We start from the raw sequence: 11,001 nt of genomic DNA, 5'->3' as shown, positions 1-11,001 counted from the left end.
CCCGCACAGCCTGGCAACGACACGCCGCCCGGCACGGCATCCGGACGGCGCGTCACATCACAACAGGGCAAACGTTCCCTGATGCGGCACTAGATGCCTATGCCAACTCGCTCTATCGCTCCGTGAAGAACCACCGGGACGGCCAGACTCTCGCGGCTCGTCTCGACGCCGCCGACAGCATCCGGTTCCTGCTTGAGCTGATCTTCGCTCTCGACCGCCGCCCCCGCCCCTACAACAAGTACCTGGAGTGGGAACTCGCCCGGCACCCGCTGCCGGGCTGGGACACCGACGTACTGCTCCGTGCCGTGGACCGCATCTCGGCCACCGGTGACGTGTCCCACCAACGGCACCTCTTCGCCCTTGTCGAGACAGCGGCCCGAGAGGCCGGACACGACGAGGTGCTGGACGCATGGGGCGACGCCCTTGACCTTATGCGACCACAAGAGGCAGACAGCGAGACTCCCTGAGCTCTGCCCTTTGGTGACGGCATCGGAGCCGCCCTCGATGGCCGTACTCGCCGGGCTGAGCCCGGATCAGTTCACCGCATTGATCGGCGCGTTGCGACACGAGGGCGCCGATCCGGTTCAACGGGCTCCTGGACACCATCCCGGCCCTGGACGGGAGGACGAAACAACCCGGTCAACTGGCACCACAAGGAGGACGACGTCCGGCCGGTCCCGGATGACCGGGACGTCGACCTCAACGCTAAGCGGTGCTCTGCCAGGGGGTCGCCATCGGCGTGGTGACCCGGCCGGTCATGCTGGGCCGGACCTGGGCCGACCGGTGCACCGACGGCTGGGAAGGCACGATCCCGGAGGGTGAATGGGTGGGCCGCCAGTGGCCCCATCCAGGAGGAACGGAATCCTGGCTCCCGCCCGGCCACAAGACGCACTGGGGCGACTGGCAACCTCCCTTCCAGCCTGGCCCCTTCCTGCGGCGAGCTTCCGACGCATGCGGCGGTCCCGGGAGTCCGACCTGCGGATTCGCGGAACTCCGGCCAGAGCCAGTTCAAGGTTCTGTCAGCGATCTCGTGAGGGAGACACATCGAAAGGGTCACGTAGGGCTGGATCGATCATCCGTGCGGGTGAAGTACGAGTCTGTAACCGAGTTGGCGGAAGCCGAGTACCGAAGTGTCTGGGATCGCTTCTATGCGGAGTTCGCATTCCGTCCGAGCGTGAACCCGGCCAAGTGGCCTGCCATCAAGGAGCTGGCTGACTCCGTCACATGGAGTCTGGCGTCACTGGACGAAGACCCGGGCCATACGCGTCTAGACCGCTTTGTCGCGGTTGTCGAGCAGGGGCTGACTGCGAGCGTCGAGCCGGAGGCCAGGCTGTTCGCGCTCGACTGGCAGCACATCTCCTACTCCTTTGCTCCGCATCGTATCGGCGGTCATGGACAGGAACCATGGCCGCTGAGCCCATACCCCGACGGCGACTACTACGTCTATCTCTCGGGGGAGTTCCGGCCTGGCAGCTTCGGGCACCCCTGGGAGTCCACGGTGTGTCTGTTCGGCCAGGAGCTGCTGGATACGGTGGCCGCCGAGGTTGAAGATGTCCTGGGACCGCCGCTGCGCCGTGCTGGTCACAGGTTGCCTGTAACGTGACGTCCTCTCCTTCCCATAATGCGGAAGAATCCGCGCTCGTAAGAGGAAGTAAGAGGGGAGAACGACGTACGCGTACATGCTCCCCTTCAGGAGCTTGACTCTGCGGACATGCCCTTCGACGACGCCTGAGCTGCAGGCAAGAGTGAGGCCGGCAGTGACGGCGTCGAAGTCCTGCCGGAGGAAGCTGGCAAAGGAGCGGATCGAAGGCAGGTCACACCGCTCGGCCTGGCGGATCCACTCGCCGAGCAGGTGGCCGCGGCGGTGTCGGACCAGCGAGGTTGCACGCCTGAGTGATGTCCGCGCAGGCGAGGCGGGCTTGCTCCAGCCCAGCGGCGTGACAAGGCGACAGCGTGTCGCGTCGGAGCATGATCCACCCGCTGCGTGCGAGGGGGCGAAGGATCAACCGCGAGCGTGTCACCCGGCTGATGCGGATCAACCACATCGCCGGCCGGCACCTGCGGAAGAATGATGAAGAAGAAGCGGACGACGATCGCAGACGGGACCGCACCGCCCGCGCCGGACCTGGTGATGCGCGCCTTCACCGCCGGCACACCGAACTCCAAGTGGTGCGGCGACATCACCTACACAGCCGTCGGCGCGACGTGGCTCCATCTCACCACGGTGATCGACATCTGCTCGAGGAAGGCGGTGGGCCGGTCAATCGCCGACCACATGCACCCCTCGCTGGTCACCGACGCCATCGAGATGGCCATGGCCACCCGCGGCAGCCGGGTCCACGGCATCGTTCTCCACACCAACTATGGCGCGCAACACAGTGCGGCCGCCTTCGCCGAGATGTGCCGCCGGCACGACATCCTGAGGTGACCCCTTTGGTGTGGACACACCCGCCCGGCCCAGCGCAAGGGCACCAGCCCCCAGGAGATCATGGAAGCGATCTGGGTCGCGGCCGAAATGCGCGCAGGCGGCGCCTACGCCCACTCCCCCTCGCCCTGCATGCCATGAAGGAGACCGCACCCCTCACACACCCGTGAACCCACCGCAGGTTGTCCGCCATCTTGATATCGGACTCGGCGAAGCGGCGGTTACTCAGCCGGAGGACGGATGTGGCCAGTGCGCCAGGCTGCCGGGCCGGGGAACGGATTGCGCCGCTTCCGCTGCCGTGGGGTAGATCTCGTAGCTCTCGCGCATGCCGCTGAGCTCGAAGAGCCGGACCATCCGGCCGGAGACGAACGCGATACGCAACGAGCCCTTGTGTTCACGGATGCGTTTCGTGATAGCCACGATCGCGCCCAGTCCCATCGAGTCCATGAACGTGACGAAGCCCAGGTCCAGGACGAAGTGGCGGTGTCCCTCGTCAAGGAGTTTGATCACCGCTTCGCGGATCATGGGGGCGATGTGGGCGTCCACCTCACCGTCGACCTCTACCACGGTCCAGCCGTTGACCACGTCATAGCTCACCATCATGCTCTCGTGCCGGATGATGTTCGTTCGCATGGTCATCCCTCGTCACTGTCTTTGGACGGCGCAGGACCCCGAGGACGATGAGGCCCGAACGGTCAGCTCATACCCCGCGGTGCTCTGCCATGGGCCAGTTGGTGTGGATGACGGTGACCTTCACCGTTGGTGTTCCGCGTGATGGTAACCGGCCCTTGGCCAGCCACTCGGCGAGGACGGCGGCCTGACTGTGGTCTACGTCCTTGGTGGCGGTCAGCAGCATGAGCTTGTCGTGCGCTGCCAGGTCGCGCAGGTGTTGGGCCGCCTCGCGGTGCCCGGCGTCGCCCAGCTCCGCCAGGTAGCGGTGACGGAACTCGGTGAAGCGGCCGGGCTCATGGCCGTACCACTTGCGCAGTTCGCTCGACGGCGCGACATCGCGCAGCCACTCGTCCAGATGCGCATCCTCCTTGCGCATGCCCCGGGGCCAGACCCGGTCAACCAGCACGCGCCTGCCGTCCTTCGGCGAGGTCTCCTCGTAGACTCGGCGATACGTGATCTGTTCGGCCATAGCAGTGCCCTTCCAGATCGGTCGGCCGCCTCAGCCTTGAGTGGGTGGACAGCTCGGTACCCCTGCTGCAAGGCGGAAGTTCCCGACTCACCCATTTTATCGGGAGCTGGAGACGCGAACCCGCCGGGGTTCTGCCCGGTCGCGACGTATTGACGATGAGCATGGTGTGTCCAGCAGGCGTCTCCCGCTCGAGTCGCACGACTTTCCCGCGCGGAACGCTCCTCGCATGAGGCCCCGCACGAACTGGACTCCGCGGTGGCTACCTGCCGGGCCTGCCCGCGCCTGGTGGCCTGGTTTGAAGAGGCCGCGCGGGTCAGGCGCGGGGCGTTTCGGGACTGGAGGTCGGGAAAATGGCTGAGTTCTGATACGGACAGGCTCCCAGCGTGCTCGACGAGCATGCCGGCGCGGCCCAGGAACGTGGTCAGCGGTGCGTGAGCAGCAGGCGCCACGCCTCCGGGCCGCGCTGGAGGTACTCCACCGCGAACGCGCCCGGGTGACGGTCCTCGATCTGGCCCAGCAGGGGCAGCGGGTCGTGCGGCGCGACCAGGACCATCGCCCGCCCGGAGGGCACCGCGGCGATTGCGCCGAAGACCGTGGCATGCCGCAGCGAGTGGGGGACGTCGCGTACGTCCAGCTCGGGCACGTCCGTCTCGTCCGAACCTCCGCAGCCACAGGTGCCGCCGCAGCCACCGCCTGACGTGGCCGCCTCACCGGCATCACCGTGCTCGTGGCCGAGGATGTCGTGCATGCCCGCCAGGAGTCCAGCGAGGGAGATGTCCGGGGCGCCGGCCAGCAGCGGCAGGATCAGGGTGTTCTCCTTCTGCAGGTGCTCCTCGAACAGCACCTGGAGCGCCCGGCCGTCGGTCGCCGCCCGCACAGCCGAACCGGCGGTGCGCAGCGCGTCGACGAGCGCGGTGAGCCTGCGGTGCTCGGCGAGCATGCCGTCGATCAGGAGGCGGGCGGCCGGCAGGTCGTAGGCCACGGGGTAGAGGGTCTCCTCCTCGGCGGTCGCGTGCGGCAGCAGGTCGCGGTCGCAGAAGGTGACCAGTTCCGCACGGACCCGGTCGGCCGCCGCCGGGTCACGGTCCGCGGCCGCGATCAGCATGGCGACCCGTCCGGCCAGGTCACCCGCCAGCTGCGTGTGATGCGCCTCGACGGCTTCGGCGGCCGCGGCGTCCTCGGGGTCCATGGTGCTCGGCTTCGCCGGCACGCTGGTCGCGCTGGAGCGCGCCGTCGCCCTGGGCCGCCCCTGGGCCTATCTGGCCCCCGGCTGCCTCGGCGCCGGGGGCCTGTTGCTGCTCAGTCCGGTCGACCTGGTCGTACCCCGGCTGCTGCTCGTCGCCGGATGCGCGACGCTGGTCGCGCTGTACGTACGCTTCTGGCGCAGGCAGCCGAGCGCCGCCCTGCTCGCCCAGGCCGCGGGCGCCGTGCCGGCACTGGGTGCGGCGCTGCTGTGGCTGGGCGGGATCGACGTGCCGGGCATGCTGCCCTGGCTGGTGGCCTTCCTCGTGCTGACCATCGCGGGAGAGCGGCTGGAACTCGCCCGGGTGGCCTTCCTGGCGCCCTCGGCGGAACAGACGTTCCTGTGCAGCGTCGGCGCGGTCACCACAGGCGTGGTCGCCACCCTGCTTTGGCCCGCGGTCGGCACCGTGCTGCTCGGCGCCGCGCTGCTCTCCCTGGTCGCCTGGCTCGTCGTGCACGACGTCGCCCGCCGGCTGCTGCGCTCCACCGGCCTGCCCCGCTTCACCGCGGCGTGCCTGCTCGCCGGGTACGCCTGGCTGGGCCTGGCCGGCACCCTGTGGCTGCTCACCGGGCCGATCACCGAGGGGACGCGGTACGACGCGGTGGTGCACGCCGTGTTCCTGGGCTTCGTGATGTCGATGATCATGGCGCACGCCCCGGTGATCCTGCCCGCCGTCCTGCGCCGTCCTCTGCCCTACCACCCGGCGCTCGCGGTGGCTGCCTGGCTGCTGCACCTGTCACTGGCGCTGCGCGTGCTGGTCGGCGACCTGCGGGACGTCCGAGGCGCGTGGCAGCTCGGCGGGGTGCTCAACATCGTCGCCGTGCTGCTCTTCGTCGTATCGGCGGCCACCGCCTCCGTCATCGCCACGCGGCGCGCGTCGGCAGCGGCCTCCGCCACCGCGTCCGCCGCTGCCTCCGCGTCAATACCCTCCGATCCGAGGACCCCCCGGTGACCACGAACCTGTCTCACTCCACGGCGAGTGGATCCGCCCCGAAGCCTCCGGGCCGCTCCGCGCGCGCCCGCTGGCACCTGGGCGTGAACGCGGTCGTGGTTGTCTGGCTCGCCCTCTTCGCCGCGGTCGGGTCCGCCCACCACTTCCTGCCGCACGCCTTCTGGCTGCTCGTCCATGTGCTGCTGCTCGGGGCGGTCACCAACGCGATCGTCATCTGGTCGGGCCACTTCGCCGCCTCCGTCCTGCGGCTGCCCGAGGCGAACCGGGGTGCCCCCGCCGCACTACGCCTGGTCTGCCTGAACGCCGGTGGCGTCGGCGTGATCGGCGGCATGCTCTTCGGGCGGTGGTACGTCGTCCTGGCCGGTGCATGCCTGGTCGCGGCGGCGGTCACGGTGCACGCCGTATGGCTGGTACGACTGATGCGGCGGGCGCTGCCCGGCCGGTTCTCCATGACCGTGCGCTACTACGTGGCCGCCTCTGCGCTGTTGCCCGTGGGTGCCGCTCTCGGAGTCGTCATGGCTCGCGGTGGTCTCGCCGGTGATCTGCCCGAACGGCTGCGCATCGCCCACGAGACGATCAACCTGCTCGGCTGGGTCGGCCTCACCGTCGCCGGAACACTCATCACCCTGTGGCCGACGATGCTGCGCACGCGGGTGGCGGACGGTGCGGAACGAGCGGGCCGCGCCGCCCTTCCCGTCCTGCTCACCGGGCTCGGTGTCACCGTCACCGGCACCCTGCTCGGCCCGCCGCCCCTGGCCGCCCCCGGCGTGGTCGTCTACGCCGCGGGGCTGGTCGTCGCGGGCCGGCCCTGGCTGCGTGAGGCCCGGGCGAAGGCACCGCGTTCCTTCGCCGCGTGGTCGGTGGCCGCGGCATGCGGATGGCTCGCCGGCTCGCTGACCGTTCTGACCGGCATCCTTGTCTCCACGACCTCCTGGATCACGGTGGGGGAGCACACGTCGCTGCTGACCGCGCCGCTCGCCGCCGGCTGGATCGCCCAAGTACTGCTCGGCGCGCTGAGCTTCCTCGTCCCCGTGGTCCTGGGCGGCGGCCCCACAGCCGTACGCGCCGCCACCGTGACCCTAGAACGGGCTTGGCCGGCCCGGCTGGCCATCACCAACGCCGCGCTGCTGCTGTGCGTGCTGCCCGTACCGTCGATGGTGCGGGTGGCGTGCTCAGTGCTACTGCTGGTGATGCTGCTGTTCTTCCTGGTGCTGCTCGTGCTGACGGTCGTACGGGGGATGCGCAATCGCCGTGGGGCGGCGCCAGGAGATCCGGCTCCGGCTCCGGCCGAGGTCCCGGCGCGACCGCACCGGGTGCTCGGTGGCGTTGCCTTCGGGCTCGCGGTCGTGATGCTGGCCGTCGCGGGCGGCGGGGCGGCTGACGTGCGGTCGCTGCCGATCGTGGAGCGGTCCGCCGCCACGAGCGCCGACGGTGGCGCGGTGACGCCGACCGGCCGTACCACCACGGTCGCGGTGACGATCCGCAACATGCGCTTCTCGCCGTCCTCCGTCGACGTGCCCGCCGGAAACCGCCTGGTGATCACCCTGCACAACACCGGTACCGACACCCACGACCTGGTGCTGGAGACCGGCGCCCGCACCGACCGGCTCAGTCCGGGACAGAAGGGCACGCTGGACGCGGGAGTTGTCGGCCGCGAGCTGGAGGGCTGGTGCTCCATGGTCGGCCACCGGCAGATGGGGATGGTCTTCGCCGTACACGTCACCGGGGCCGGCTCGGACTCCGGCACGGGCAGCAGCGGGACCATCCACGATCACAGCGGCCAAGGCACGTCCGCGGCCACGAAGGACACCGCCGCGGACGCGTTCGACCTGATGGCCGAGCCGGCCGCCGGCTTCACCGCCCGCGACGCCCAACTCCCTTCCGCGACCGGCAGAGCCGCCCACCAGATCCACAAGAGGACGATCACCGTGAAGGAGGTGACAAGGGAGGTCGCCCCCGGCGTACGGCAGAAGTTGTGGACCTTCGGCGGAACGGCCCCCGGGCCTGTGCTGCGCGGACGCGTCGGCGACACCTTCGAGATCACCCTCGTCAACGACGGATCGATCGGCCACTCGGTCGACTTCCACGCCGGATCGCTCGCGCCGAACGGGCCGATGCGCACCATCAAGCCCGGCGAGTCCCTGACTTACCGGTTCACAGCCACCCGCAGTGGCATGTGGATGTACCACTGCTCGACCATGCCGATGTCCCTGCACATCGCCAACGGCATGTTCGGCGCGGTGATCATCGACCCGCCTGACCTGCCCACGGTGGACCGGGAATACGTGCTGGTCCAGTCGGAGTTCTACCTCGGCAAGCAGGGCGGTACGGCCGATGCCGCCAAGGTGAACGCCAAGGACTACGACATGGTCGCCTTCAACGGCTATGCCAACCAGTACGATCACGACCCGCTGACCGCCAAGCCCGGTGAGCGCGTGCGGATCTGGGTGCTGGCGGCCGGGCCGAACGAGTCCAGCGCGTTCCATGTCGTGGGTGGCCAGTTCGACACGGTGTTCCGTGAGGGTGCGTACGCCTTGAGACAAGGAGGGGCGCAGAGCGGGGGCGCGCAGGTCCTCGATCTCGCCCCCGCCTCGGGCGGATTCGTCGAGCTGTCCTTCCCGGAGGCCGGCAACTATCCGTTCGTCACGCACGTCATGAGCGACGCGGAACGGGGTGCGCACGGCGTCTTCCGGGTGAGGTGAGCGGTGAGCGTACGGGGGCATGCACCGAACGGCGCTGGTCCCCGCGACGCCTGCGGCCCCTTCGCTGGCCTGTCGTGCGAGCGTCGGATCTCCCCGGCCAGCTGGTCCTGCACGTATTCGCGCAGCCGCTCATCGGCCACCAGCTTCGGCGCCTTCGGACGCCGCGCCGTCAGCTCCGCCTTCCGGCTTCTGAAACCGGAACACCGACCACCGAAAACCAACCGCCGAACATCAGCAAGCGAGACCTACCACCGCATGCGGCGTGGAGACTCCCGATCAGGGAGAAGCCTGGTCCAGCTTCCGGGCATGCGGGGTCGGCAGGCGGAACAAACCCCTGAGCCTGTGCAGGGCCTCCTCGTCGCCAGATGCTGACGCGGCACCGGTCTCGATGGCCTCCGCGAACGTGAGGCCCTGACCGGTCAGGCGGAGGAAGGCCTCCTGGCTGATCGTGACGATCGCGTCGGGGTGCTGGGCCGGCCCGTGAAGCGCCTCGATCGTCCCGTCGTCGATTCGGGCATGGAACAATTCGTCGTCGATGCGGAATTCGTACACCGCGTGGAGGCCGACGGCGGCCTCGGGGTCGAAAGAGGCTCGCAGGCCGAGCACCGCCCACCCCGGGTGGAACGTCTCGCTCGCGCGTCGTTCACCCATAGCCCACTTCAGGCCCCACCGGGCCAGTTCAAGGATCGCCGGTCCGAGTTCCTCGCCTGCCTCGGTGAGGGCGTATGCGGGGGTCCGGGCCGGCGGGGGGAGCGTGATCTTGTGCGCCAGCCCCTCGCGTTCCAGGTGTTTCAGACGGGCGGCCAGTAGTCCGGTGCCGAGGCCGCGCAGGCTGGCCTGCAGGTCGCCGTATCGTTTGGGTCCGGTCAGAAGTTCGCGGATCAGCAGCAGCGTCCAGCGCTCGCCGATGAGGTCGAGGGTGCGCGCGGTCGCGCAGTACTGGTTGTAGGTCCGCTGTTCCACTTCGTCATTCTAGACTTCGCGCTTCCGCTTCTTGAAGAGCGCAAACATCGAGGAGTATCCGGGCGGGCGGCTTCGGATCGGTCAGCATCACGTCGTGCGGGCCGTCCAGGGCGTGGGTGTGAACCGGGCCTGGGTATTCGGGTTCGGGAACCCGCCGCCCATGCCCGCGATCAGGCGGCCTCCCGACAGCCGGTCGAGGGTGGCGAGTTGGTGCGCCAGCAGGATCGGATCCGCGCGTGGTCTGGTCACGGGGCTGTCGTCCGCCCAGACCGAGTCCAGTCCCAGCTGCCCTCCCGTCGTCTTGAGGTTGGTGATCGTACGCTGTTGACTTCTTATTTTTGAAGTGGCAGGTTCATATTTCAGTAGCCACGAAGGGAGTTGCACGATGACCAAGGCGCTGTACACGGCGCAGGCACACGTCGCCGGAGGCAGGAACGGCCACGGGCGCACGACTGACGGACGGCTGGATCTGGAGCTGCGACAGCCCAAGGAGCTGGGCGGGGACGGTGAGGGCGTCAACCCCGAACAGCTCTTCGCGATCGGTTACGCCGCCTGCTTCGGCACGACGCTCGCCCTGGTCGGCCAGCGCAGCAAGTTAAAAGCGGACGACGCGTTGATCGACTCGCACGTCTCGCTGATCCCCGTCGACGGCGGCCGCTTTGAACTCGGCGTCGAGTTGCACATCTCGCTGTCCTCGATCACCGACGAGCAGGCGGTCGAACTGGTCAGGACGACCCACCAGGTCTGCCCGTACTCCCGAGCCACGCGCGACAACATCGGCGTGGCACTGGTCGTCAACGGAACCCGCCTGTGATATCGACCTGTTCCCCTGATACTCCAGCCGGACTTCTGCATCTCTGCTGGTCAACGGCCTAGGGGTGGGGAGTGTAGCAGGGGTTTGGCGTGCGTGGGACGGTCTTGGTCCGGCCGTCCCACGCACGTGTGGCCGCGCCGCATGTAGTGACAATGCCGGGCACGTGCTTGGTGTCGACCTCGCCATCAGGACCAGGTTGTGCGAGTGGTGAGATCCGTTACGCGCACTGAAAGCCTTTGCGTAGACGGTCCGGATGGCCGCGACTTGGTCGATGAGGCCTACCCAGAGACTAACGACGCTTGGCACCTTCATGGCCATCACCACCGCAAATACGAGCGGCATACGTCGAGTTCGGATCCTAACCGACGGCCGATCAGGCTGCGGCCGCTCCGCCCAGCGCGTGCTACGCCCAGGCCCTCGCCCCTGGACTCGATGAAGCCATCGCGCGAGCGAACATCAGTCTCAGAGTCCTCGGTGAGCAAGCCGGCGTCTCACACGCAATGATCAGCCGCCTACGGCGCGGGGAAGTCCTGCCGGACATCCGCACCACAGCCCGGCTGGAGAACACGCTCGGAGCCCCGCTCCGGCCTGGCCTTGCGGCCGCACGGCTCAGCCCAAGTCGCGGCGCTGCCTGGCCCGATGGCACTTACACACTGGTGACGAACCGGAGTCGCAGTGTAACGTCGCTGTCAGATGTCGTGGTTCGCAGTTCCTGCCCGCGCTGTGGCGCGGGCGTTTTGCTGTGCAGTGCCCGAGGACCA

The 11,001-nt window shown here is 68.7% G+C and carries 9 protein-coding genes and 5 pseudogenes; 8 read left to right on the top strand and 6 right to left on the bottom strand.

The annotated features are described in order from the left end of the window. Positions 1–467: pseudogene (locus ACIPSA_RS50810) on the top strand (hypothetical protein); the annotation flags it as partial. A gap of 617 nt (positions 468–1,084) precedes the next feature. After that, positions 1,085–1,603 (top strand): DUF2716 domain-containing protein, encoded by a 519-nt coding sequence (locus ACIPSA_RS50805; RefSeq protein WP_402648984.1) that lies wholly within the window; start codon positions 1,085–1,087, stop codon positions 1,601–1,603. Between the two features lie 84 nt (positions 1,604–1,687). Here ACIPSA_RS50805 and ACIPSA_RS50800 read toward each other — a convergent pair. Then, positions 1,688–1,876, bottom strand: a pseudogene (locus ACIPSA_RS50800) (transposase); the annotation flags it as partial. A 104-nt stretch (positions 1,877–1,980) separates the two neighbouring features. Between ACIPSA_RS50800 and ACIPSA_RS50795 the strand changes: the two are divergent. Further along, a pseudogene (locus tag ACIPSA_RS50795) lies at positions 1,981–2,419 on the top strand (DDE-type integrase/transposase/recombinase); the annotation flags it as partial. Between the two features lie 231 nt (positions 2,420–2,650). On the opposite strand, the gene ACIPSA_RS50790 reads toward ACIPSA_RS50795, so the two are convergent. Together ACIPSA_RS50790 and ACIPSA_RS50785 are read right to left on the bottom strand one after the other, a co-directional pair. Continuing rightward, complete coding sequence (locus ACIPSA_RS50790) at positions 2,651–3,064, bottom strand: STAS domain-containing protein (protein WP_402648982.1); 414 nt, start codon at positions 3,062–3,064, stop codon at positions 2,651–2,653. A gap of 145 nt (positions 3,065–3,209) precedes the next feature. Beyond that, positions 3,210–3,566 (bottom strand): annotated as a pseudogene (locus tag ACIPSA_RS50785) (DUF488 domain-containing protein); the annotation flags it as partial. Positions 3,567–3,732: 166 nt separating this feature from the next. Here ACIPSA_RS50785 and ACIPSA_RS50780 point away from each other — a divergent pair. Continuing rightward, a pseudogene (locus ACIPSA_RS50780) lies at positions 3,733–3,905 on the top strand (uracil-DNA glycosylase); the annotation flags it as partial. Positions 3,906–3,987: 82 nt separating this feature from the next. Here the strand turns inward: ACIPSA_RS50780 and ACIPSA_RS50775 are convergent. Continuing rightward, entirely contained in the window at positions 3,988–4,755 is a 768-nt protein-coding gene (locus ACIPSA_RS50775) for a DUF2249 domain-containing protein (protein ID WP_402648979.1), read from the bottom strand. Between ACIPSA_RS50775 and ACIPSA_RS50770 the strand changes: the two genes are divergently transcribed. Both ACIPSA_RS50770 and ACIPSA_RS50765 read left to right on the top strand, forming a co-directional pair. After that, a complete protein-coding gene (locus ACIPSA_RS50770; RefSeq protein ID WP_402648977.1) occupies positions 4,754–5,761 on the top strand; it encodes a hypothetical protein in 1,008 nt (335 codons plus the stop codon). The genes ACIPSA_RS50775 and ACIPSA_RS50770 overlap by 2 nt on opposite strands. Then, positions 5,758–8,463, top strand: coding sequence for a multicopper oxidase domain-containing protein (locus ACIPSA_RS50765; RefSeq protein WP_402648974.1), 2,706 nt, complete (start codon positions 5,758–5,760; stop codon positions 8,461–8,463). Before ACIPSA_RS50770 ends, ACIPSA_RS50765 begins: the two co-directional genes overlap by 4 nt. 276 nt (positions 8,464–8,739) lie before the next feature. Here ACIPSA_RS50765 and ACIPSA_RS50760 read toward each other — a convergent pair whose 3' ends face one another. Beyond that, a complete protein-coding gene (locus ACIPSA_RS50760) occupies positions 8,740–9,426 on the bottom strand; it encodes a winged helix-turn-helix transcriptional regulator (RefSeq protein WP_402648971.1) in 687 nt (228 codons plus the stop codon). 87 nt (positions 9,427–9,513) lie between these two features. Further along, positions 9,514–9,675, bottom strand: a complete 162-nt coding sequence (locus tag ACIPSA_RS50755) for an LLM class flavin-dependent oxidoreductase (protein ID WP_402648969.1) — start codon at positions 9,673–9,675, stop codon at positions 9,514–9,516. Positions 9,676–9,811: 136 nt separating this feature from the next. On the opposite strand from ACIPSA_RS50755, the gene ACIPSA_RS50750 reads away from it, so the two are divergent. Both ACIPSA_RS50750 and ACIPSA_RS50745 read left to right on the top strand, forming a co-directional pair. Next, positions 9,812–10,240: an organic hydroperoxide resistance protein gene (locus ACIPSA_RS50750; RefSeq protein WP_402648966.1), complete on the top strand. Its 429-nt coding sequence runs from the start codon at positions 9,812–9,814 to the stop codon at positions 10,238–10,240. Between the two features lie 440 nt (positions 10,241–10,680). Then, a partial coding sequence (locus ACIPSA_RS50745) for a helix-turn-helix domain-containing protein (RefSeq protein ID WP_402648987.1) occupies positions 10,681–11,001 on the top strand: 321 nt, incomplete at its 3' end.

Origin of the sequence: Streptomyces sp. NPDC086549 (genome assembly GCF_044746205.1) — a bacterium.
In the GTDB taxonomy this organism is placed as follows: domain Bacteria; phylum Actinomycetota; class Actinomycetes; order Streptomycetales; family Streptomycetaceae; genus Streptomyces.
The sequence above is the reverse complement of the archived record's forward strand: the minus strand, read 5'-3'. Positions and strand labels throughout refer to the sequence as shown.